The sequence below is a fragment of the Paenibacillus wenxiniae genome, assembly GCF_039822605.1.
Classification (GTDB): domain Bacteria; phylum Bacillota; class Bacilli; order Paenibacillales; family Paenibacillaceae; genus Saccharibacillus; species Saccharibacillus wenxiniae.
Genome location: NZ_JBCGUH010000002.1, coordinates 1 through 23,928, shown reverse-complemented (window position 1 = coordinate 23,928; position 23,928 = coordinate 1). Strand labels below are relative to the sequence as shown.

Sequence of the window (23,928 nt, the reverse complement as noted above, 5' to 3'; positions counted from 1 at the left end):
CTTTGTGTTTACGCTGCTTTATAGCGCTTCGGTTGGTAACATTGCCATTGCATGTTTACGTGCTATAAATTCCTGACGACGGCGATTGTGTTCAATACTGCTACGCAGATTGCGTTCATTCAAGCCATTTTGCGCAAAATCAAATTCGACTCCGGTTGCAGCACGTGTACGATCTAACAACTGACCGAGATGATAGCTTGTATGTTCCACCAGGTGATAAATATCATGCATATGATCAGATTGAATGGTGGTCGGATTTTCCATCAGCCGGCTGACTGTTTCACGCCATAACGACAGTTCGGTATCCAGCCGCACCATAATGATCTGCGGCGACTCATACGTATCGGGGAAATAGTTGGAAAAGCCGGAGGGCAGCAGACTTTCACGTTCATTCAGACGAAGCACATTACGATGAATATGCTCAATCACATGCAGCACAATGCCACCTGTCGTATTGGCACCGTCATAGGGCTGAATCCACAGTTGCTCGGTAGTCAACTGCTCCAAAGCTGCGCTAAACTTATTGCGATATAGCTCACACATACGTTGGACGGAAATTTCCAAAAACAGCGAACCAAACTTGGCGTTTTCCATATTCTTTCCTCCTTGTAAATGAAAGTATGAACATAGTGTACACCAGCTTCTGGTAAATAATCCATGTCCTTTTTGGGATAATTGTTTACATAAATGTTAACGGATTGGGGGGCAATATCATGTGTTGGGCAGACAGGAATCATTCCGGCAAGCAATAAGCGGACAGACTCCGTGGAGCCGCGGGAATCTACGGATTAGGAATACAATGTAGATTCCCGCCTTGCCAAAATCGTTCTTTCCCCTTATGTCCTTGCCAGAGTGGTTGATGCTCCGATGCTCCAATCTATACCTTAGTAAGTATAAGATATTTATAAATTCATCAGCTTGCTGAGTGCCTTATCACCCAGATATGGAAGTTCTTCATGACCGTATTCGTGGTAGATGAGCAGTTCTTTAGTAGACTCAATTTTATTGTAGGCTGCAAATTGTGTAGATGGTGGGCAGACGATGTCGCTGAAGGCAGTTACCCATAACACGTCAGCCTGAATACGATCTGCCAAATTTTGAATGTCGATATAGCCCAGTTTATTGAAAATTTCGTCCTCACGCAGGTGGTTCGGGTCGAACTTGCGGAAGTAATAGACGAGTTCTTCATAGGCAGATGTCGTTGGGTTGACTTCAAATGCTCGTTTGTAATCGGACAGGAACGGATAGACAGGCACAGCGATGCGGACGCGTGGTTCCAATGCAGCGCAGGCGGTAGCCAGTGCGCCGCCCTGAGATTCACCGTATACACCGATACGATTCTCATCGACATGTTCCATGTTCATCAGAATACGTACGGTTTGTACGGTATCGAGAAATACATTGCGATAATACAGCTTATCTGGATCAGGGTCGTCGATGCCGCGGATAATATGACCGCGGACGGTTGTGCCCTTAATGGTGACAGGATCAAGCGAAAGACCTCCCTGGCCGCGGCAATCGAGTGCCAGTACGGTAAAACCATGAGCGGCATAGTTAACTTTGTTGAACCACTCTCCACTATCGCCAGTATAGCCGTGGAACATCGCCAGCCCGGGTCCCCGCTTTGCATTAGAACGTTCCGTCGGACGAACGAGTTTGGCATGTACTCTAGCTCCACCGACTCCTGTAAAATACAAATGAAAGCATTCTGCCAGTGGCGATTGAAAATCCGCTCGTACTAGCTCATAATCAAGCGGCTGGCGATCCAATTCCTCCAGTGCTCGCTTCCAATACTCGTCAAAATCAGCAGGTTTGGGGCTGCTGCCTTTATACTCTTTCATTTGTGTAAGTGGCATATCTGGCATATGAGTTCCTCCTTCAAATCGATCCAAAATCACAAATCATAGGTATGGTTGTACTGTATCCGGTTTCTATTGTACTTGTTTGCTAGCTTATTGTATATTTTGGTTTTTTACTATTGTCTTTCTGTTGATTCGGTTTATTGATATCGACCACTCACACTAGAATAGCTCATGCTGCTGTATCCGATACTTTGAATCCCGAGACTAAGCTGTCGGGTAATCCTATATTTGTGAAGACGAATCTCGGTAGTTCGACACTTCATACTTGTGCATTTAGCAATATAAATCCTAACTACGCTGTCCCTATTAACGCTGAACCGATCTGTAAAAGTTACGGATAATGCGCTCCGCTGGCTTGCCAAATACACCATAGCCATCATCCATACTAGCTGCATGCTCATCATACAGCAGCGCACTCCAATCCCATAAACCGAAGCCTTTTACCCAGTCACGTTGGCCTGCATGCTGAAACATCGTTTCATAATATGCTGCCTGTTCCTGCGCATTGGCTGCCCCTGCTAATCCCCAATCGTTAGGGATCGCTGCGGAACCGGTACGACTCGGACAACCAGCTTCAGCGAAAAAGAACGGTTTACTATATGGCTTCACAATCTGCTCAATCCGATCCAGTTGTCCTTCCCAATCATGCTGAGGATAATAACCGCTGGATGAGATCACATCGACCGCGTCCCACCAATCTACATTGGCTTCCTGATATTTATCTGTATTATAACTAACCGAGCCGGAATAATGCTGACGAACCTGATGAATGAGCTGACGCCATTGTGCCGAACGGCGCTCGGTTTGTACCATTTCACAGCCTATGATGATCATGCTACAGCCTGCTTGCTGCGCCATACGGGCATAATGACGCTGATAGTCGGTATAACTGGCAAACCACTGATGCCATTGTGGTTCACAGGGTACATCTCGATCGAAAAAGTTAATATGTGCACGCCATGTACCATTGCGGCAATTTACGGTCGGTTTCAAAATCGTCCGTAAACCGAGCGAATGGGCATAGTGCAGCATCTCAAGCAACTCTTCATCATCTACTATATGCTCGCCTGTATAATCAACCTCAGTTGTATGGGGTGTGTCCTGAAGTGCTGCTAATGCGAAAATAACGTACTCGCTTCCTGTTCGTTCTTGTAGCAGACGTAACGATTGTTTAGCTGCTTCAGTGCGAAAATCGCCACGACCACTGAGCCAGCCGTAAGTAAAACCTTTAATATAGTCCATGATCCGTCCTTTCTGTTACTGTACAGTTGTAGACAAACGATATTTGATCTGTCTTTGATCTGTCTTTGATCTGTCTTTGATCTGTTTTCGATAAGTTTTTGATCCCGATTAGATCTGTATTCAATGAGTATTCAACCCGCACAGCGTATACACCGATTGTACGAATCTCTCATTTACATACGACCAATTTCACGATCGTCTGCGATATCTTCATGATGATCAATCGTATATTGAACAATCTCTTCCACCGTCGTATACGCTACGCCAACATACGTATCGGCAGCGCCATAATAGATAGCGATGCGTCCGGTGTCTGCATCATGCAAAGTCGCGCAGGGGAACACCACATTCGATACAAAGCCTCTTTCCTCATACCACTCTTCCGGTGTGAGCACAAAAGTCGATGCACGATATTTGACGCGAGACGGCTCATCACGATCCAAAATAACAGCACCCATACTGTATACCAATCCATTACAGGTGCCGGTTACGCCATGATAGAACATCAGCCAGCCTGCACTCGTTTCGATCGGTGCAGGCCCACCGCCGATTTTCACAGCTTGCCACCAGCCCTGACCGCCTTTTGCCATCACATGACGATGTTTGCCCCAGTGCACCAGATCCGGGCTTTCGCTCACAAACACATCGCCAAATGGCGTATGACCGCTATCACTCGGACGGGACAGCATCAGAAATTTATCGTTCATTTTGCGCGGGAACAATACGCCATTACGGTTGAACGGCAAAAATGGATTTTCAAGACGGGTAAACGTTTGGAAATCCTGGGTGCTGGCGAAACCAATCGCCGCACCGTAAAAGTCCGTGCACCAGATCACATAATAGGTATCTTCGACGCGCACAACACGCGGATCATAGGCGTAATTCGGCTGGAATGATTCGCCCTGTTCGTCACGGAAATCGATACGCTGCTCCTCAATCTGCCAGTTCAGTCCATCCTCGCTCCAGCCCAGATGAAGATGCGGACGCCCATTCGTCGTCTCGGCGCGGAATACACCGACAAATCGACCTTCATACGGCACGACCGCACTGTTAAAAATACGTGCTACCCCTTTGACAGGATTACGGTGAATGATCGGATTATCGGTATGCCGCCAGACTGGAAATTCATAGCCCTCCGGCTTGTTTTGCCACGGTAGATTAGGTAATGCCTCACCAATAATATGAATAGACTGTGTAAGATTCGTCATCGTTATGTTCTCTCCTGTCTCTATACAAAGATAAGTGTGGTGTAGCTGTTGAATGATTGTTCGGTCATCCCATTTGCATGCCAGTATCGCTAGGGTAAACGAATAGCAACTAAAGGCGATCTTACTTGTCTACATGCACCAACGATACAAACTGACCCAGCAGATCACTTGACCGAACCGTTCGTAAAGCCGTTATAAATATACTTTTGCAAAATCAAGAAAATGATTAACGTCGGAATAATTGCAATCATAATCCCAGCGCATATGACTTCCCACTGCGAGCCATACGGTCCTTTGAATTTAAATAAAGCGGTTGATATCACCTGTAGCCCTGACTTGGGCATGTACAGAAATGGCGTATAGAAATCATTGTAAATATTAACGCCTTTGACGATAATGACGGTTACAATTGCCGGCTTAAGCAGCGGCAGAATGATTTTCCAGTAGATCGTAAAATACGACGCACCATCCAGCATTGCCGACTCATCAAGTGCGGTTGAGATCGAATCGAGAAATTGCAGGAAAATGTACACCGCGATAATATCTGTACCGAGATACAAAATAATCGCTGCCCAGCGTGTATTGACCAGATCGAGCGCATTGACGATCTGAAATGTCGCCACCTGCGTCGTTACACTTGGAATGAGTGTCGCCAGCAGGAATGCAGCCATAATCAGCTTGCTGCCGCGAAATTTGAAGCGATTCAGCACAAAGGCAATCATCGAACCGAGCAGTGTCGCACCGACAATAGAGACGATCAAAATAAAGGCAGTATTGCCGAAGCCAAGCAGCATTTTGCCATCGACAAAAGCTTTGGTGTAATTGCTGACGTTCAGCCAGTTCGTTGGCGGCATGAGCGGACTGGTCGCCGCGTATTCCTGTTTGGTTTTAAAAGAAGCGAAAAAGACGACGATAATCGGCAGCAGCGCAACCAGCGCACCGAGGATCAGGGAAGCGTATTTGAGAACCGACATCGTTGAATATTTGAGCGTATACATAAGTTAACGATCCTCCTTGATCAATGTGCGCTGTAGCAGCGTAACGATAATAACGATAAATAACAGCACGACAGCCAGTGCAGAAGCAAGACCAAGCTTGCTATATTTGAACGCCAGATTGATCGTCTGAATGACAAACGTTTCACTGCCGTTCGAGCCATCCACCATAATGTACGGAATATCAAAGGCACTGATCGCCCCGCTGATCGCCAGAATGATATTGAGCTGCACAATTTTCTGAATACTTGGCAAAATAATATGACGGAACTGATGCCAGCGATTCGCTCCATCGATATCTGACGCTTCGTACACATCACGGTCAATCGATGAAATCGCACCGAGGAAAATAATAAAGTTAAAGCCCATATAGCGCCATACCGATGCACCTGCAAGCGAATAGTTAATCATATTCGGATTACCGAGCCATAGCTGCACATATTGCCCTAACCCAAGTGCTGATAGCAACGTATCGAGCGTACCGTCTGGACGGAAAAAGAATAAGAAAATAAAGCCAATTGCTACCCCGTTCAGCATATAAGGGAAAAACAGTATGCCTTTAAACCAATTTTTGAAGCGAACGCTAAAACTCAAAATCGTCGCAAAATATAGCGCCAGCCCCATTTGTATAAATGTCGCAAAGAAATAATACAAGCTCACTTTAAAGACCGAGAAATATTCCGGCTCTGTAAAAATGCGAATATAGTTTTTAAAGCCGATGTAATCCATATGCTTGCTGTAACCATTCCAGTCGGTAAAGCTGTATTTGAACATATTAATCACAGGCAAGTATGAAAATACGATTAGTAACAATAACGGCAATGCCGAGAAACCAACAATAATGACTTTACGCTGGTTTGCATAACTAAGATTAGCAAATTTCAACTCCATGACCTCCATCCAGCCTGGCTCACATACCCGTGTATAAGCAGGCGGAAAGAGCGGAAAAGGGCGTGTTGCCCTTTCCGCCATACTCCGCTGCCGACAACCTTTTTATTGTGCAACCGCTGCTCTGGCTTTCGTCCATGCCTCGTTCAGCGATTTCATAATGTCATCATAGGATTCATTCGTATTTCCAATGGCCGCTTCAATGATGCGTTTTTTGAAATCAGGTTGCCACAGACCGATTTCGCCCTCTTTATCGATTTTATCCACCCGTCCTTCTTCACCGGCTTTGGCTGGGGTGATCGTTTTGAACTCCACGCCATCTTGTTCATACTCTTTTAAAATAGCTGGCAGTTCTGCACCTTTAGCCGGACTGATGCTGCCTGCTTGCTCGACGGCATAATTCGATTTGTTCGTAAACCAGTCAATCCATGCACGCGCAGCCGCTTTGTTTTCACTGTTCACATTAATAGCCAGATTGTAGTCAGCTGCGAGCGGTACGATGACGTTGGAAGCGTTGGTAGGGAATGGCATAAAGCCGATATCATCCTTATTCGTAGCCAGACTTTTCACCTGATCAATGGCCCACGAGCCGAGTACCATCGTAGCGATTTTGCCGCTAGCTAGATCAGCTTTGGACGTTTCCCAGTCGGTAGTCGTCGGATCTTTCTCAATCAGTCCGTTTTTGGCTGCATCATACATCACTTTATACAGATCATAATGCGGCTGACCTGCTACAAAATTCTCGTCTGAAGCAGGCTGCTTTATATTCACATAGTCCGGGTCACCCGCTACTGTAGTCAGATCAGATTCCCACTGTGTGAGCGCCCAGCCGGAAGCATAGTTCGTATACAGCGGCACCGCCTGCGTCTTCTGCTTCACCTGCTGTAACGCGCTAATAAATTGTTCTGTTGTCCGTGGGATTGCAGTAATGCCGGCTTGCTTGAATACGGCTTTATTATAAATAATTCCCGAATATGTAATCGCAACCGGGATGCCGTACACCTGATTGTCTACCATTCGCTCTTCAATGCCTGTGTATTGATCCTTCATTTCATCGTAAGAACCGAGTGGTTCGAAGAAATCGGGAATATCTTTAATCGGAATACTCGTTGGAATGAGCAGTACATCCCCGTAGTCCTTCGTACTCATCCGTACTTTGATCTGACCTTCATAATCGGACAAAGCTTCAAAATTCACCTTTACATCTGGGTACAACTTTTCAAATTCCTTAGCGTAATCTTGAAATACCGTATCGACAATGTCTGTACGTTGAGTAATGACGGTAATCTCGCCAGAAATCTGATTTGGATCGTTACCGGCTTCTGAACTGTTGCTGCCGCATCCACTAAGAAGTGAAACTGCGAGCACAGATGCTACTGCACCGATAACCCATTTGCGCATCTTCATAATAATCCCCTTTCTCATTCCGTTACTTAATTTAACCTAATCGATTAGGTTACAAATGGATTCTATAATGATAACGCTTTCCAGTCAATCCCTATTTTGTTTTATTGTTTAAGCTTGCTATACTTTTATTTCTATATTTTTCAATTGACAATGCTCTGCCAATGTTATTATATTGATTTATAAAGTAATCGATAAAGTTATGATAGAGGTGTTTATGTGTCAATCATATCAACCGTGCAACTACGCAATGAAATTAAGCAAGAATGGCTGGAACATATTCTTCCTTTCTGGATGCAGCTGAAGGATGAGCAATATGGTGGCTACTATGGAGAAGTGAATATTGAGCTGGAACGTATGGATAACTATGCGAAGGGCGGTATCGCTACCGCACGATTATTGTGGTCGTTCGCAGCTGCTTATCGGGTAACTGGCGATCCGCAGCTTGCTGACCATGCGCATCATGCCTATTCTTTTTTGACCGGAGCGCTTACAGATCAGGAGCATCAAGGGATTTACTGGTCGGTCGATTATACAGGCAAGCCACTCGACACACGCAAGCATGTGTACAATCAGGCATTTGCGGTCTATGCACTCAGTGAATATTATCGTGCAACCGCAACCGAATCCGCGCTGGAACAAGCGATTGCGTTATTCCATTTGATCGAAACGATTGGTTATGATACTCATACAGGCGCTTATCGTGAAGAATTCGACCGCTTCTGGCAGGAGCAACCGAATGAAATGTTGAGCGAAAATGGGATCATGGCAGACATTACGATGAATACCCATATTCATGTATTGGAAGCGTATACGACGCTCTATCGAATTTGGCCGGATACGCGCGTGAAGGCTGCTCTGGAGCGATTGCTGACCATTTTGCATGAGCATATGTATGATGGAGTTAAACAACGCCTGAATGTATTTTTCGATCGAAACTGGAATTCGCTACTTAATCTAACATCGTTTGGACATGATATTGAAGCGAGCTGGCTAATTGATGATGCAATGAAGGCGATTGATTGCGAAAAGCCAGACTATATCGATATGGTTAAAGGTCTCGCTTATCGTGTAGCTAACGATGCCATTCAACCGGATGGCTCGTTAATGAACGAGCAGCAAGATGAACATATCGATACGACGCGAATCTGGTGGGTACAGGCGGAAGCGATGGTCGGATTTTACAATGCGTATCAGCGTACAGGCGATGCCTCTTTTCTGGAAAAGGTTGCTGGATTATGGCGCTATACCCGCTCCTATATGATCGATACGCGTCCAGGCAGTGAGTGGTTTTGGTCCGTCGGCGACGATGGACAACCAGGTACACGCGAAATGGCTGGCATGTGGAAATGTCCGTATCATAACAGCCGCTTTTGCATTGAATTGATAGAGAGGATGAATGAGCAATGATTCATGAACAATATGCTGTGTATGCAGCCAGACAAGAGGAACTGATCCAGCGCAGTAATGGAGTAGATTCATCATTTTACAATGGCGTGTATGAACGTTATCGGTATCCGGTGCTCACACGCCATCATGTGCCCTTACACTGGCGCTTTGATCTGAACAAGGAGACAAATCCGTTGTTTTTGGAGCGGCTTGGCGTGAATGCAGCATTAAATCCGGGGGCGATTTATCATGAGGGGAAATATATTCTCGTTTCCCGTACAGAAGGATTGGATCGCAAATCGTTTTTTGCACTGGCGGAAAGCGATAACGGAATCGATGGCTTCCGCTTTGTCGGCAAGCCACTGGTGTGGGATGATATCGATCCGAATGAAACGAATATGTATGATATGCGGCTGGTAAAGCACGAAGATGGCTGGATTTATGGCATTTACTGTTCCGAGCAAAAAGACCCGGCGGCACCTGCTCATGATACGTCCAGTGCGGTGGCGCAGGCAGGTCTTGTACGTACACGCGATCTGAAAACATGGGAGCGTCTGCCTAATATTACGACCTCCTCTCCACAGCAGCGCAATGTTGTGCTACATCCGGAATTCGTTAATGGTAAATATGCATTTTATACACGTCCACAGGATGGCTTTATCTCGACTGGCTCTGGCGGCGGGATCGCGTTTGGCTATTGCGATGATATCCATCATCCGGTTATCGATCACGAAACGGTCATTGACGAACGTCGTTATCATACGGTCTATGAAACGAAAAATGGTCAGGGTCCAGCTCCTATCAAAACGGATCGCGGCTGGATTCATATCGCCCACGGTGTGCGCAATACGGCAGCCGGCTTACGTTATGTGCTGTATGTGTTTGTTACGAGTCTGGACAATCCGGCACAGATGATCGCAAAGCCTGGCGGACATTTTATCGCTCCTTATGATGCGGAGCGTGTAGGTGATGTGTCCAATGTTATTTTTTGCAACGGTGCGGTTGTGAATGAGCACGGTCAGGTGTTCATTTATTATGCTTCCAGCGATACGCGTATTCATGTGGCTACAACAACGATTGAACGCCTACTCGACTATGCGTTCAACACGCCTGCTGATCCACTTCGCTCGCTTGATTGTGCCAAACAGCGCGGCGAGCTGATCGAACGCAACGAACAACTGCTTGCTTCCACCCTCACTCCAGCTGAATAGGTCATTTGCCGTACCGTCAGCCAACATCTCTTTATTACTAGATAGCGAAACGTTATACTGTTGTTATTATCGCACACGTTATTGGGCATGCTTGTTGCTTCTGAGGAAGCAATAGGCTGCTCTACGGCGGACGGCAGTTAACCTACAGAAGCCCAGGAGATGAGAGATGAATAAAAATATCACCATGCGCGATATTGCCCTGAAGATGGGAGTTAGCAGTGTTACGGTATCGAAAGCACTGAACGATAAAGACGGCGTTAGCGACGAGCTAAAAGAAAAGATCAAGCTAGCTGCCTGGGAAATGGGCTATCGTATCAATTCGGTCGCTAAATCAATGCGTGAAGGACTGACCTACAACATAGGCGTCATTATTCCCGAACGCTTCACCGATACAACGCAAACGTTCTACCTGCGTCTGTATCAAGAAATTGCGGTTGCTTTGCAGCAGCATAACTATTATGGCATCCTGCATATTTTAAGCCATCAGGATGAAGAGCAGCTAAACCTGCCTCGTATTTACCATGAACAAAAAGTCGACGGCTTCATTATGCTCGGTCAGGTAAGCAAGGAATATATTGAGATTATCGAGCAAATTGAGCAGCCGAAAATGTTTCTCGATTTTTACGATGAGCATTCCGATATCGATGCGATCATCACCGATAACTTTTACGGTGCATACGAATTAACTAATTCGCTCATCCGTCAGGGACATCGCGATATCGCTTATGTTGGTAATCTGTACGCTACGAGTAGTATTCAGGATCGATTTCTCGGCTATTATAAATCCCTATTGGAGCATCGGTTAGAGCTAAAACCACAGTGGATCGTAAGCGATCGGGATGAGCATGGAACATTTCTTGAACTGGAACTACCGGAGCAGATGCCATCTGCTTTTGTATGTAACTGTGATCAGGTCGCTCATCTGCTCTTACAAAAGTTACAAGCTAAAGGCTATCATGTGCCCGCGGATTGTTCGGTCGTCGGCTTTGACAATGACATCTATGCCACGTTATCCGAACCTCATCTGACAACCGTAGAGGTCGACATTCAGCAAATGGCATGCACCGCTGTACAGTCGATGATCCAAAAGATCAGCTCACCGGAAACGCGTTTCGGACGCGTACTCGTTCAGGGGAAAATTATTTATCGTAATTCGGTCCAATCGCTGTTGTAAGCGATGGACGATATGTTATCTGTATAAGCTAGCTGCCCCATCGACTACACATGTGGTCGGTGGTCGGCAGTTTAACATGATGGACATAGTGGCATGACTAATAGGATTGAATGGATCGGGTTGATTAAAATGATTTAGTTGATTGGGTTGATTCAGTTAATTGAGTTAGCAGAGTTTGTAAATAGCACAGACTACAGGCGCAACGGTTAAATAAGTTAAGCGAATGATGCGATATACATTGTATAAAATCGCTATATTTCCCCATCAATTCTACTGTATAATATTGCTTTATTTTTAATAAAATGTAATTTTAAAACGATGAAATTATGAATAAGATACTAATAATGAAATTATGATCGCTGGATGGCTTACCCTTCTTCCCTATGATTTTAATCTTGCGAAGGCGCATGGCTGGCCAGCCTGTGAAGTAGATGCATGATACAGCGCTGCCGCAGGTTAAAATAAATAAAATGAACAACTGGAGGCTGATGTATGAAAAGGCTACTACGCAAGGGAATACTGTCGACCTTAATTGTCATGTTAGCAATGTATGGACTGACTGGACTGGCAGGTGGCGTCTCGGCTGCTACAGGTTTTTATGTAAGCGGTAACAAACTATATGATTCGACAGGCAAACCATTTGTCATGCGCGGTGTGAATCATTCACATACGTGGTTCAAAAATGACCTGAACGCCGCGATCCCTGCTATCGCTAAAACAGGCGCAAATACAGTACGGATCGTATTGTCCAACGGCATGCAGTATACAAAAGATGATGTAACTTCTGTTAAAAATATTATTTCCCTCGTTAACCAGAACAAAATGATCGCAGTACTGGAGGTTCATGATGCAACAGGCAAAGACGATTATGCATCACTCGATGCCGCAGTAAACTACTGGATTAGCATTAAAGATGCGCTGATTGGCAAAGAAGATCGTGTTATCGTCAATATCGCCAATGAATGGTATGGCACATGGAATGGTAGCGCATGGGCAGACGGTTACAAACAGGCGATCCCTAAGCTGCGTAATGCCGGTATCAAAAATACATTGATTGTCGACGCTGCCGGTTGGGGCCAATATCCACAATCGATCGTTGACTATGGTCAAAGTGTATTTGCTGCCGATTCATTAAAAAATACCGTCTTCTCGATCCATATGTATGAGTATGCAGGTGGAACCGATGCGATGGTGAAAGCGAATATGGAAGGTGTATTGAACAAAGGTCTACCGCTGATCATCGGTGAATTTGGCGGACAGCATACGAATGGCGATGTGGATGAGCTGGCGATTATGCGCTATGGTCAGCAAAAAGGAGTCGGCTGGCTAGCCTGGTCCTGGTACGGTAACAATAGCGATCTGAGCTATCTGGATCTGGCTACAGGGCCAAATGGTAGCCTGACTTCGTTTGGTAATACAGTCGTCAATGACACGAACGGAATTAAAGCCACCTCGAAAAAAGCAGGCATTTTCCAATAAGCTAAAACGGTAAAGTAGGCTTCCCTATTTCATTGTTAAAATACGCCGATCTTGCTAATTGCTCTACATCTCGAATTTATGTATGGGCTGATATAGCAACTTCAATACATGCCCGAATCAAAGCAGGAGTCACCGTGTATGAATCGCGGTGGCTCTTTGTCTTTGTGCTAGAAATTCGTTATGATTGTTCATAATCAAAGCAGACAATACCGATCTGGCAAGCTATAATGTAGGAGATTGGTTTACGAATTCCATCTTTGTTGCGGACAAAAGGAGGGTCATAATGAATATCCATCCATTGGACGCCAGTCATGCTGAAGCCTATCGGCAATTGCGACTGGAAGCACTGGAGCATTACCCGGAAGCGTTTGCTTCCAGCTATGAAGAAGAACGAGCCTGGCCGATTGAGCGCTTTGGCCAGCGTTTAAGTACAGAGGACAAATTCACACTCGGTGCCTGGCTGGATCAGCTATTGATCGGTACCGTTACACTCATTCCTGAACAACGCACAAAGCTCAAGCATCGCGCTAACATTGTAGCGATGTATGTTCGCCCCGAGCATCGCGGTTCCGGCACGGGTCGCCAATTGATGGAGCAGGCGATCGATCTGGCGCGCGGACTTGGTGGGATCGAACAGATTTATCTGTCCGTTATGGCGCATAATGAGCCTGCCAAACGTCTGTATATGGCACTCGGTTTTGAAGCTTACGGTAAAGACTGGCGTGCGCTCAAAATCGATGATGCGTATCATGATGAAGAACTGATGGTGATGTTTCTGTAATTTGCTCGCCATTCAAGATTTATAAATAGAATGACTCGTATCTGTTAAAGCTTATATCCCAGTTCAAATCAGTCGGTACAAGAAAATGACCTTGTGTGACATGCCGTATTGCTGTGGGCAGGAATGCGGCTTCACATGACACAATATCTTCTTTTCGCACGCAAGGTGAATTATGGGAATCTGGAGTGATATCAGTTTGTAAATGGCGGTATAAGTCACCGCTGCTTAGAACAAACAACATAAACTACCGTATTAAATGGTGCTGGTCTTGCTATCTTCTTCCCCCCTATAATCTTTCCACTTCGTTCCTTTCCATACCCTTTACTACATATAACAATGAATAAAATAGGTATGCCCCTTCTCTTATTCACTTTCAAACTCTTTGCACAACAACCATACATAGCTCATTATCCCAATTTCCTATATATTATATATTTATACGTTATATGGAAAATCACTAATTTCCATATGATTTTATCTGTAATTTTTTAGGTGTTATTTAAATTAGTAGTATGATAATTTATAAATCAGAAAGCGCTTTCAATATTAAAAATAACGATGCCAAAGGAGAATATAATGACTAAACGCAGGTATAACGCTTGGTTTTCCTTCACTATGGCTACCGCACTGTTACTTTCTCTTCTTCCTGCTTCATTTGCAGCCGCAGCAAGTTTGGAAGAAACCGATCAGCCCCAAACCGCTGTCGCTGCTGCGGCTAACATGCAGTCTTACGTAGATGCGATGCAGCCTGGCTGGAATCTCGGCAACTCACTGGACTCGGTCGGTGCGGATGAAACCGCCTGGGGCAATCCGCGCATTACCCAATCGCTGATCAAACAAATTGCTGCTCAAGGCTATAAAAGTATCCGCATTCCGGTAACCTGGGATTCACATATCGGTGCTGCTCCTAATTACACGATTGATGCCACTTACTTAAATCGTGTAGAAGAAGTGGTAAACTGGGCATTAAACGAAAATCTGTACGTGATGATTAATGTGCACCATGATTCGTGGGTCTGGATTAGCAAAATGGAACCGCAGCATGATGCGACACTGGCACGCTACAATGCCGTCTGGACACAGATCGCCAATCGCTTCAAAAACACGTCGACGAAGCTCATGTTTGAAAGTGTAAACGAACCGCGCTTTAAAGAAGGAGGAACGACAGATGAAGGCAAGCAACAACAACTGCTTGATGAACTGAATGTCTCGTTCCACAAAATTTTACGTAGCTCCGGCGGACAAAATGCAACTCGTCCACTCGTTCTGTCTACACTGGAAGCATCGCCAACACAGACACGGATGACCGCATTATATAATATGATGACCAAGCTAAATGACAGCAACCTGATCGCTACTGTGCATTATTATGGCTTCTGGCCATTTAGCGTCAACATCGCTGGCTATACTAAATTCAATAGCGAAGTCCAGCAGGATGTGACGACTACATTTGATAATGTGTACAATACGTTTACGGCGCGCGGCATTCCCGTCATTCTCGGCGAGTATGGTCTACTCGGATTTGATAAAAGCACAGGTGTCATCGAACAGGGCGAAAAGCTTAAATTTTTCGAATATATCGGCTATTACACCAAACAGAAAAAAATCGCGACCATGTTATGGGATAATGGCCAGCACTTTAGCCGTACCAATTCCCAATGGTCTGATCCAGAGCTGTTCAACATGATCAAAACGAGCTGGACGACACGCTCCTCTACAGCCGATAGCGATCTGATCTACGTGAAAAAAGGCGCTGCGGTACAGGATAAGTCGGTCAACTTGAATCTGAACGGCAATCAATTCGTTTCCCTTAGTGCAGGCAATACAGTGCTGCAAAAAGGAACAGACTACGATATCAATGGTAATGTGCTAACGATCAAAGCAAGTCAGCTGTCCAAGCTCACCGCATCCGGTCAACTGGGTACAAGCGCTACGTTAACTGCCAAGTTTAATAAAGGGGCAGACTGGAAATTCAAAGTGATTCTGTACAATACACCGAAACTGTCGAGCACACAGGGAACAACAAGCTCATTCAGTATCCCAACTACGTTTAACGGAGATCAACTGGCGACAATGGAAGCAACGTATGCGAACGGCGGCAATGCCGGCCCGCAAAACTGGACATCGTACAAAGAATTTGAAACGACCTTTAGCCCAAATTACAGCGGTAACTCCATCAAGCTACAGCCTGAGCTGTTTAATGAAACACAGGATGGTGTCGTCAATTTGAAGTTCTACTTCTGGAGCGGCGAGACGGTGACGTATAAAATTACGAAAAACGGTAATAATGTAACAGGTACAGCTTCTTAATTTCATCCTATGCAAAACAGATCGCATCCGCGTGAAGGGTGCGATCTGTTTGCGTAGTGTGCCTGGATAGTTTTTGGATAGCAGTTTTAAAATCTTTGTTTGTGCGCTTGTAGCATAATCGTTCAAATGAACTTTTATAGATCAGCTTTATGCGATCGGACTGACATGATCATACTACTATGATGATCGTAAAGTTATTATAATCATTAGCTGAATGTAACGAGATTATAGTTATCAGACTATAATGATAAACGAATTCACCTTTATCCGTGCTTACAGTATGTTATAAGTCTAAAATACGATTAGGCACTCTTAAAAACCGTAGCTATAAAACTACGATTTTCAGGAGTGAATTTTCATTGTAGCGTTGAATTTTCATATAGCGTTATATGTTACTATTTTATGCGTTAACGCGATGACATAGAATCGTCTTCAAGTTCTATCTGCTGAACCGTCTTCACCATACCGCCAAAACCTCGCGAAGCCTGCGCGATAAACGATAGCACTGTATCACTCCAACCATACACATAAAAGGTATGGAGATCTTCCGGTGGTGTCATCGTGCTACGGTAAGGTGCAATATCAATAATGAATGCTTTCGCATCGCGATTTACGCTATGACGATACGTTTGCAGCTCTTTGTAGAATGGGCTGCCTGTATTTTGCTGCTCATCGGTGATCATAATGATCTGATCTACTTTGTATTTTTGACGAATCAATTCGCGTACCGGCGCTCCTGTATCAGTACCACCGCGTGCATGAATTCGCTCCGCTTGCTTCATAATACTTTCTTCATGCGAAGGACGCGCATCCTGCACCAGCGTATCAAATGTCCAAAATAGCGAGTTACCACTCGTCTTTTTATACAGGGCGAGCGCAAAGATCGAACCGGTTTGCAAATATTCACCATTCATCGAACCTGAAATATCGAGGAAAATAGCAGTTCGTCCAGGCATACTTGGCAAATTGTTAAAACTTAATTCCACCGCTTCGGCAAGAATATCGCGCAACTCCGGCAGCTCTATCTCACGATAAGCGCGTGCAAAGCGGAACGGTAAAATTTTCGCCTTCCGCAGTGCCTCGGTATCATGCAAACGGCTCCGGATATAGTTGATATGCTGTGTTTTTAGCTTACGCACTTTATGCGTACCTGCTCCTGTAAATACGCCTTGACGATGCAGTGTATTCAGATGACGCAGTAATGCAAACGCAGGCATTTGCTGCATGAGTTCAATCCATACGCGACGACTTGGTTGCAGTGTACTCGTTACCGTTTCATAAGGAAGCTTACCGGCACGGATATGTTGAAGACGCTCCTCGTCAGTTTGGGCTATTTTCAGTTGCTCCAGTGCCTGTAGCTGTGGAAGCTGCGTTAAATCTGCGTCCTGTCCGCATAAATATCGGTATAACTCACGCTGTTGCTCGTTCTGTGGCGTTGGGTGTGCAGTTGCAATCGCATCGCCGAGACTAAATCCACGACCGCGACCATTATATTTAAGCGCCCAGTATTCGCTCACTCCGCCAAGAAAACGAGTGACCTGACGCTTCACGGCACGTCCTCCCTGTCCACGTCCCATCCCGCGCAAAATGGTCAGAAAATCAGCCAGATCAGACGGAATACGTACAACGCGGGAAAATACAGCGGCAAACAAATCCGGACGCGCTTTAGACAGTAGTGCCAGTCCGAATAATGGCTGCATCCGCATAAAGCCTTCATTACGTGCAAATACTAATGCACGCGCCATAAATTCAGCATCCAGCTCCAGCATCGTCTCATGCATACTACGTGCTTCAGCGATCAACTGCTGGCTATCCGCATAAAAGGTGTTAGCAAATGTATTGGTCATTAGCAATTGTACATATTCCTCTTCTACGCTGCGATTGTACGCTCTGTACCCTTCACGGTTGGAAATGGATGCTGTCGGACGGTCGAATAATTTTTTAGCCTGGCTCATGATCGTTCCTCCTTTTTACGGGTTGTTGGTTTGTTTTATAGATTAGATAGCTATGAGTAAGTAACTGGTCATGTTGCTTATGTGATACAGCTAAAGTGAACTCATCATTGAGTGTAGATGACTTATAGTGATAAGATGCATTTCTGTATAGTGGATGGTGGGAACTGGAATTAAGCAAATCTCAGATCACCTTTATTTTGTTTTCTGTACGTTGTTAGGTGATTTTTTATAAGACTATATATTTTATATAAAGCTATAAATTGCTAATTATGATATTTGGTAATGTTACTTATGTGGGTGCTATAACTTATGTGTATCGTTGATTGCTAGGCGTTCTATAAAAACTCAGGTGAAATGATGCATCACTTTCGGTAAGAAATAAAGAACATGCTTAGGTGAAATACGGGAATCGATACAATAGAAAATGTAGCTTTCCCGGTTCCAAAATCGTCCTAATCCTTTATTTCCTTGCTCACTTTTATTGCCTTTCCTACGTTCTTTGCTCTCCACTCATCCACTACACAGAAATACGCTTATCTTACATCTCCTACATCCTATACAAACTTAAAATCATATCCGAGGAAAAAGGGTGGAAAGGTACATTACCGCTCTGCCACTGAGCTATTCCGCCATGAACGGCGGAAACCGGATTCGAACCGGCGACCTGTCGATTAGATTCGAAGTAACCCTTCCAGGCGCCTCGGATATGGATACATTGTTTTTTAAAAGACTTTGGATAGAAACTATAATGATCAAGCGCTTCATCCTTACAAGCATCATGATGAAATTTATAGTAATTATGTTCAATACTTTTAATAAAAGGACATATCCGAGGAAAATGGTGAAAAGGTACGGTACCGCTCTACCACTGAGCTATTCTGCCATGAACGGCAGAAGCCGGATTCGAACCGGCGACCTGTCGATTAACAGTCGAAGTAACCCTTTCAAGCGCCTCGGATATGATGGTCGGTGCATGATGTTGTGCACCGTTCCTTTGTTGAACCTATCTTCTCATGGATTAGAATACAGCAACAGGGCGAAAGTATGGCGAATTGCTGTTTATGTCCAAAAAAGCTACAGTTAGGTTGGCAGGCTCCGATCGCAAAACTATAAAGCATATATGAGATATGATATAAGGAATGTATAGTTATGATGGAATGTGTTTATAAGCTGGACTGGCTACATTAGCAATTGGTGCTACAATAATAGCAGTATGAATAGCGGCAATTGATCGTATTATCGCTCAGCTATATAGCATATATATGCAAGCCATACAGGTAAGATTGGAGGATGACAACGATGGCAAAAGAAAGCTTTGATAAAGAAATTCAGTTTTTGCGTCTGCTGGCGTTAACCGGAGATGCGTTTGATCGGCAGCAATTTGCAGGGCGACTCGGTATTTCTGTACATACATTTGATAAAACGATCCGACGACTCAAAGAACTTAATGGCGAAAATGATCTGACTGAACTGTTCCGTTACCGCTATACAGATTCGGCTGAGCCGGCATTGATGTTTCTGTTCCGTGCCAAATCGATGAAAGAATCGGAAAGCCGGCGCCTGCCGATTTTGCTTACGGCTCTACAGCAACAAGCACATACTGCGTCTGAATTGTTAGAGCTATGCGATGAACAGCTTGCTGATTATGCAACCGCCCCACCGGATGAAAAGACGATTCGTTCTGATCTGCGTTATTTAGAGGAGATGGGCGTCGTGCGGCGTGAAGCTGGCGGACGACCTTATCGTTACCGACTTAATCATGATCTGATCCAGGAACTGTCTGCTGACGAACTGCTCGATCTGTATGAATTCGTCGATGTGATGGCACATACACGCATTCCATCGGTACAGGGTTATCTGTTACGTGACAATCTGAAAATTGCGCTTCGTGCAGCTGTGCCAGAGTCGCAATGGAATGATACACTGCTGGAACCGTTCTGCTATCGCTATCATTATGAAGCACGTATTCTCGATGAAGCTCATCTGTCCGCATTGTTAAGTATGATCGAGCAACAACGATATGTATCGTTTCAATATTATTCGCCCAGTCGTAAACGTACCTATGCTGCACGCAACACGAATCCGCTATTTAGTAGCGGCTTGGAGCCACTGCGTCAGCGTATATTGCCAGCACGTATCATTTATGACCATCAATATGGACGCTGGTATTTGCTCGGTACACTGGAAGGCGGGCGAATCGTCAAGTTTCGGATGGACGGAATCGTCGATATTACTGGAGAGGATACAGTCGAACCGAATACATTTACGAATCGACGTGCTCGTGTGGACGGTAAAATTCGTCATAGCTGGCTGGTCGATACCGGCGATACGGTGAAAGTCAAAGCACGCTTTTTCAAACCACCGGTTACGCAGCATGATTTTATCCGTGAACGTGTCTGTATGCAGGGTCAATGGGGTACGATTACCGAAGAGGATGCGACTAGCTTTATGTTTGAAATTGAAGTCAATGGCTGGGTTGAGATTCGACCGTGGCTGCGCAGCTTTGGCTCCTCCTGCGAAGTGCTGGAACCGATCGGCTTACGCAACTCATTGATTGAAGAATGGAAGGAGTTGGCTGGATATTATGAATCCGTTTGAGAAAATATTTAGCTATCAGCTCGCTTCCCGGCTGGAGGAACAGCAAATCTTCACACTCACTTCGCAGGAGCGTGCATGGCTGAAACTAATGCTATCGAGCACTGCTGCTGAACAGGCCTTCCAGGAAACGACGCTTGTCCGTTTACAGCAACGATTGGAATCGGATACGATGCCAGGTGTACAGGACGTGATCGTGGAGAAAGCTGCTTCCAGTCAACATACCGATTTCCCATCGGTGTTAACGCCGCTGCGCCGGATTATGCGTCAACAGCAAGCCGTATTGCTCCAGCGTCAGAACAAGTATGGACAAGAGATCGCTCCAGAACATGGTGTACCGTGGAAGTTGGAATATTCAGCTGCGCGTCAGGAATGGTATTTGTACTGGTTCAATCTACAGCGTTCCGCACCGATGACGACGCGGTTAAAGCATATTCAGACGGTAACGAAGCAATCGTTTAGACAACAGCAACACGAATTTGTTCGCCGGCGCATGGAATCCTATATGCAGGCAGAGCAGCAGGAAATTTCGGTACAGGTACTGCCGATTTATAACAAAGAGCTTACTCGTATTTTGCATGCTTTTTCCTGCTTTGATAAACGTGTCCGCTTTGACGAACAACAGCATACGTATTTTATTGAGGTACGATTCACGAATAGTGAACGTGAATATGTGCTAAATCGCCTGCGTTTTCTAGGTAAACGCGTACAGATTGTAGAAGGGGACGATTTTAAACGACGTATGAAAGATACCGCGCTTCGTGCCTTAGCGCGTTATGAAAGGTCTTCTACTCTTGCATCTACATCTACATCCCATCAAACCGCCGAGCTGGAATCTGATGGGCAGGCATGGAAAGAGCCAGATCATCTGTCGACGAAGGATGGCTTATCACATACTGAATCATAGCCAGTCCGACATATAATCATGATTAAAATTTACTACGGTCAACATACCAGTACGTTGACCGAGATGAATTTCAACTTGATATCCGATTCAAATCCAGCGCTATAAAATGCCAGCGCGCGATCCATCATACGATTTAACCTGGTCAAGCTACCCGAAGCATAGAACACTATATATAATGGAGTCTAATCTACGATACACACCAAAAAGCAGAAGCTATGGCATATTGCCTGTAGCTCCTGCTTTTTAGTATAACGTGCTCCACGTGACTTTTTTGTGTAACTTTTTTGTGTAACTTTTTTGTGTAACTTTTTTGTGTAACTTTTTTGTGTAATTTTTTGCGTATGACTTTTTAACGTAACTATTATATAGTAATTATACGGCAATTTAAGCTGCCATCTTCGCATAAGCAGCCAGTCGGAAAAAGCTGCCGATCCAGTCATTCGGCTCCAACTGCTCCAGTGTATACTGACGAATATAATCCGTTTGTTCCTTTAACAGCTTGACCAGTGTATCCATGCCTAATCGCTCAGCAGTTTGAATCAAACGCTCCAATTCTGGCAGATCGTCCAGTCGTAGCTGATGAAGTCCGCGCAGCAATGCACTATCCAGCCATGCGGTAAGCTCTGATATTAATTGTTCAGTCGGATTCATGTAAAGCTACTCCCTCCAGCATGCCAATAGTGTTCAAGTTACTATCCCATCTTTATTTTCATATTCCCTATTTATATTTATTCGGTATCGTCACTGTGCCAGGGCATGTGAGGATACCGATACATTGCCTTTCTTAAATCAGAGTGCAATCCGAATGTCTCCTGTGTACGATGTGGCTCATGTGTACGCTATGCACTGCTAACGACACGTTGTGTATCGCTAACGATACGTGGTATATTGCTCGATTATATGCAATGACAGCACATATAAAGTAGTACAGCACATAATGGAGCCATACAACTACAACTGATCCAGCATCAGATTCAATATCCGATCTTCTTGCAAAAAGCTAATCGGATACCATTGACGTCCGTCCGTTTGGACCAGCGCTCGAAAATGAACTAGCTTGCGAATCGCTTCACTACGCTCAATCCGTTTCAACTGTTGACGCCATTCAGGATGATCCAGCAAAGTCAGCTCGATCTTTTCTGCTGCTTCGGTTTCCACGATCATCCGAGTCGTCTGGGATAAACGATCAAAATCAATCGACTCCACCCGAGCGATGAATAGGATATGCAACCGTCTGTTATTTTCACCAAATAAAGACGGCTGCATCGTCAGCGCTGTAGTGAAATGTATTATTCCATCCTTCCCTAGCGCATACGGTTCAAAATCCAATTCCTCTACCCATTGACGTGAATGTTCTTCCAAACCTGCGACCTCTCCGGTGGATAACCGGCGATCCCGATTGATTTTGACCGCGCGGAATGACCAGTGCCCTTTTGCAAATCGCTGCAACGATATCGCATGACGCCACGGTATAGATTGTTGATACTGTGTACTGTAATTGAAATTCGTCGATTCATAATAAACCGGACGTGTATCGGTATAGGTATACATACGTTGATCCGCCGGACAGTATAAATAACAGGTAATGCCACGATAACCGGATCGCGTCTCCCACGGCTCGGCACCCATACCGTATAACTGGAGCTGGGACACCGTATAATATTTGGTGCGAAAACTTCCTGCCAGACGGGCACGCTGGGCAGCACTAATTTCTTGCTGCCATGACTCCAGCGATAAATACGCCTCCATCAAGCGTGTGCGCAGGACAGCCATTTGAAAACGAACATGACGCGCAAAAAACAATTCCAGCTCTCCTTGAATCCCTCGCAAAAGCAGCTCCAGATTGGGCATGCCTTGACTTCGTGCGGTAATCGCTAGCGTTTCCAGTCGAGCAGTTACCGTTTGCGGTAGCCTTGCCAGCCCGGTCAACAACAGTTCACAAAAAAGCTGCTTCGCTTCCTGAAATACATGTGGATGAGCAGCAAATGTATATAGCTGCTGCTCCAGCGACAATTGATCGTCGATTCCTTGCTGCTGCCGATAGCGAAGCAACGCCTCTAAGCGGTAGATTGGAGCATCTTTCGTTTTTACAGAACAGAGTGCTGTCGCCGGATCATCATGATCACGTTGAAATGAAACATCGATTCCAGCCTGACATAAACGCACGGTAAGTAACGTGTCGTGCATAGTGACGATTTGCTCATCCAAACCGAGTCGAAAATCCACTTCCTCCAGCTGAGCATTTGTAAAATTGCGTAATAGCTCTGACAGCGGCATATTCGTTATCCATGCAAAGCCGTCGGAAGTAGGAGCTTGGTTTGCTTGGTTTGTGTGATCTAATAAGCTGCTATCTCCAGATAACTGCGCAGACTCTGTATCAGTAGCTATCTCATTGGAGTCCCTTGCTGCCCTCTCAGTCTCAGGCGCTACCTGAGACGTATTCAAGGAACCACCAGAACCAGAACCAGAACCAGAACCAGAACCAGAACCAGAACCAGAACCAGAACCAGAACCAGAACCAGAACCAG

The 23,928-nt window shown here is 45.1% G+C and carries 18 protein-coding genes and 1 tRNA gene; 8 read left to right on the top strand and 11 right to left on the bottom strand.

Features of this window, described 5'->3' with window-relative positions:
* Positions 1–18: 18 nt before the first annotated feature.
* The 7 genes from AAHF22_RS03395 to AAHF22_RS03365 form a co-directional block, all read right to left on the bottom strand.
* Positions 19–594: a DinB family protein gene (locus tag AAHF22_RS03395; RefSeq protein WP_347323569.1), complete on the bottom strand. Its 576-nt coding sequence runs from the start codon at positions 592–594 to the stop codon at positions 19–21.
* Positions 595–902: 308 nt separating this feature from the next.
* Positions 903–1,865 (bottom strand): acetylxylan esterase, encoded by a 963-nt coding sequence (locus AAHF22_RS03390; RefSeq protein WP_347323568.1) that lies wholly within the window; start codon positions 1,863–1,865, stop codon positions 903–905.
* 303 nt (positions 1,866–2,168) lie between these two features.
* Complete coding sequence (locus tag AAHF22_RS03385) at positions 2,169–3,104, bottom strand: glycoside hydrolase family 113 (protein ID WP_347323567.1); 936 nt, start codon at positions 3,102–3,104, stop codon at positions 2,169–2,171.
* A 173-nt stretch (positions 3,105–3,277) separates the two neighbouring features.
* Positions 3,278–4,312, bottom strand: a complete 1,035-nt coding sequence (locus tag AAHF22_RS03380) for a glycoside hydrolase family 130 protein (RefSeq protein ID WP_347323566.1) — start codon at positions 4,310–4,312, stop codon at positions 3,278–3,280.
* Positions 4,313–4,476: 164 nt separating this feature from the next.
* Entirely contained in the window at positions 4,477–5,310 is an 834-nt protein-coding gene (locus AAHF22_RS03375) for a carbohydrate ABC transporter permease (protein WP_347323565.1), read from the bottom strand.
* A 3-nt stretch (positions 5,311–5,313) separates the two neighbouring features.
* A complete protein-coding gene (locus AAHF22_RS03370) occupies positions 5,314–6,198 on the bottom strand; it encodes a carbohydrate ABC transporter permease (RefSeq protein ID WP_347323564.1) in 885 nt (294 codons plus the stop codon).
* 102 nt (positions 6,199–6,300) lie between these two features.
* A complete protein-coding gene (locus AAHF22_RS03365) occupies positions 6,301–7,602 on the bottom strand; it encodes an ABC transporter substrate-binding protein (RefSeq protein WP_347323563.1) in 1,302 nt (433 codons plus the stop codon).
* 291 nt (positions 7,603–7,893) lie between these two features.
* Between AAHF22_RS03365 and AAHF22_RS03360 the strand changes: the two genes are divergently transcribed.
* The 6 genes from AAHF22_RS03360 to AAHF22_RS03335 all read left to right on the top strand — a co-directional run bounded on the left by AAHF22_RS03360 (position 7,894) and on the right by AAHF22_RS03335 (position 15,943).
* A complete protein-coding gene (locus AAHF22_RS03360; RefSeq protein ID WP_347324088.1) occupies positions 7,894–9,009 on the top strand; it encodes an AGE family epimerase/isomerase in 1,116 nt (371 codons plus the stop codon).
* Positions 9,006–10,199 carry a glycoside hydrolase family 130 protein gene (locus AAHF22_RS03355; RefSeq protein WP_347323562.1) on the top strand — a complete coding sequence of 398 codons (1,194 nt, stop codon included), beginning with the start codon at positions 9,006–9,008 and terminating at the stop codon, positions 10,197–10,199. The genes AAHF22_RS03360 and AAHF22_RS03355 overlap by 4 nt, the downstream gene beginning before the upstream one ends.
* Positions 10,200–10,365: 166 nt before the next feature.
* The gene (locus AAHF22_RS03350) at positions 10,366–11,373 is read left to right on the top strand and encodes a substrate-binding domain-containing protein (RefSeq protein WP_347323561.1); all 1,008 of its coding nucleotides are present in this window, start codon (positions 10,366–10,368) and stop codon (positions 11,371–11,373) included.
* 492 nt (positions 11,374–11,865) lie between these two features.
* Positions 11,866–12,852: a glycoside hydrolase family 5 protein gene (locus AAHF22_RS03345; protein WP_347323560.1), complete on the top strand. Its 987-nt coding sequence runs from the start codon at positions 11,866–11,868 to the stop codon at positions 12,850–12,852.
* A 283-nt stretch (positions 12,853–13,135) separates the two neighbouring features.
* Positions 13,136–13,633: a GNAT family N-acetyltransferase gene (locus AAHF22_RS03340; protein WP_347323559.1), complete on the top strand. Its 498-nt coding sequence runs from the start codon at positions 13,136–13,138 to the stop codon at positions 13,631–13,633.
* Between the two features lie 576 nt (positions 13,634–14,209).
* Positions 14,210–15,943 carry a cellulase family glycosylhydrolase gene (locus AAHF22_RS03335; protein WP_347323558.1) on the top strand — a complete coding sequence of 578 codons (1,734 nt, stop codon included), beginning with the start codon at positions 14,210–14,212 and terminating at the stop codon, positions 15,941–15,943.
* Positions 15,944–16,350: 407 nt separating this feature from the next.
* Here AAHF22_RS03335 and AAHF22_RS03330 read toward each other — a convergent pair whose 3' ends face one another.
* A complete protein-coding gene (locus AAHF22_RS03330) occupies positions 16,351–17,898 on the bottom strand; it encodes a TROVE domain-containing protein (RefSeq protein ID WP_347323557.1) in 1,548 nt (515 codons plus the stop codon).
* Positions 17,899–18,786: 888 nt separating this feature from the next.
* A tRNA-OTHER gene (locus AAHF22_RS03325) sits at positions 18,787–18,851 on the bottom strand.
* A 346-nt stretch (positions 18,852–19,197) separates the two neighbouring features.
* Here AAHF22_RS03325 and AAHF22_RS03320 point away from each other — a divergent pair.
* A complete protein-coding gene (locus AAHF22_RS03320) occupies positions 19,198–20,496 on the top strand; it encodes a helix-turn-helix transcriptional regulator (RefSeq protein WP_347323556.1) in 1,299 nt (432 codons plus the stop codon).
* Positions 20,483–21,400: a WYL domain-containing protein gene (locus tag AAHF22_RS03315; protein ID WP_347323555.1), complete on the top strand. Its 918-nt coding sequence runs from the start codon at positions 20,483–20,485 to the stop codon at positions 21,398–21,400. Before AAHF22_RS03320 ends, AAHF22_RS03315 begins: the two co-directional genes overlap by 14 nt.
* Positions 21,401–21,784: 384 nt before the next feature.
* Here AAHF22_RS03315 and AAHF22_RS03310 read toward each other — a convergent pair whose 3' ends face one another.
* Positions 21,785–22,051, bottom strand: coding sequence for a hypothetical protein (locus AAHF22_RS03310; RefSeq protein ID WP_347323554.1), 267 nt, complete (start codon positions 22,049–22,051; stop codon positions 21,785–21,787).
* Positions 22,052–22,351: 300 nt separating this feature from the next.
* Complete coding sequence (locus tag AAHF22_RS03305) at positions 22,352–23,677, bottom strand: hypothetical protein (RefSeq protein ID WP_347323553.1); 1,326 nt, start codon at positions 23,675–23,677, stop codon at positions 22,352–22,354.
* Positions 23,678–23,928: the final 251 nt, after the last annotated feature.

Bases quoted from the DNA above. Each gene is read 5' to 3' on its own strand.
- AAHF22_RS03335 (WP_347323558.1), top strand. From the start codon at position 14,210: ATGACTAAACGCAGGTATAACGCTTGGTTTTCCTTCACTATGGCTACC.
- AAHF22_RS03385 (WP_347323567.1), bottom strand. From the start codon at position 3,104: ATGGACTATATTAAAGGTTTTACTTACGGCTGGCTCAGTGGTCGTGGC.
- AAHF22_RS03345 (WP_347323560.1), top strand. From the start codon at position 11,866: ATGAAAAGGCTACTACGCAAGGGAATACTGTCGACCTTAATTGTCATG.
- AAHF22_RS03350 (WP_347323561.1), top strand. From the start codon at position 10,366: ATGAATAAAAATATCACCATGCGCGATATTGCCCTGAAGATGGGAGTT.
- AAHF22_RS03370 (WP_347323564.1), bottom strand. From the start codon at position 6,198: ATGGAGTTGAAATTTGCTAATCTTAGTTATGCAAACCAGCGTAAAGTC.
- AAHF22_RS03340 (WP_347323559.1), top strand. From the start codon at position 13,136: ATGAATATCCATCCATTGGACGCCAGTCATGCTGAAGCCTATCGGCAA.
- AAHF22_RS03380 (WP_347323566.1), bottom strand. From the start codon at position 4,312: ATGACGAATCTTACACAGTCTATTCATATTATTGGTGAGGCATTACCT.
- AAHF22_RS03310 (WP_347323554.1), bottom strand. From the start codon at position 22,051: ATGAATCCGACTGAACAATTAATATCAGAGCTTACCGCATGGCTGGAT.
- AAHF22_RS03365 (WP_347323563.1), bottom strand. From the start codon at position 7,602: ATGAAGATGCGCAAATGGGTTATCGGTGCAGTAGCATCTGTGCTCGCA.
- AAHF22_RS03315 (WP_347323555.1), top strand. From the start codon at position 20,483: ATGAATCCGTTTGAGAAAATATTTAGCTATCAGCTCGCTTCCCGGCTG.
- AAHF22_RS03355 (WP_347323562.1), top strand. From the start codon at position 9,006: ATGATTCATGAACAATATGCTGTGTATGCAGCCAGACAAGAGGAACTG.
- AAHF22_RS03320 (WP_347323556.1), top strand. From the start codon at position 19,198: ATGGCAAAAGAAAGCTTTGATAAAGAAATTCAGTTTTTGCGTCTGCTG.
- AAHF22_RS03390 (WP_347323568.1), bottom strand. From the start codon at position 1,865: ATGCCAGATATGCCACTTACACAAATGAAAGAGTATAAAGGCAGCAGC.
- AAHF22_RS03375 (WP_347323565.1), bottom strand. From the start codon at position 5,310: ATGTATACGCTCAAATATTCAACGATGTCGGTTCTCAAATACGCTTCC.
- AAHF22_RS03305 (WP_347323553.1), bottom strand. From the start codon at position 23,677: ATGCCGCTGTCAGAGCTATTACGCAATTTTACAAATGCTCAGCTGGAG.
- AAHF22_RS03330 (WP_347323557.1), bottom strand. From the start codon at position 17,898: ATGAGCCAGGCTAAAAAATTATTCGACCGTCCGACAGCATCCATTTCC.
- AAHF22_RS03395 (WP_347323569.1), bottom strand. From the start codon at position 594: ATGGAAAACGCCAAGTTTGGTTCGCTGTTTTTGGAAATTTCCGTCCAA.
- AAHF22_RS03360 (WP_347324088.1), top strand. From the start codon at position 7,894: ATGCAGCTGAAGGATGAGCAATATGGTGGCTACTATGGAGAAGTGAAT.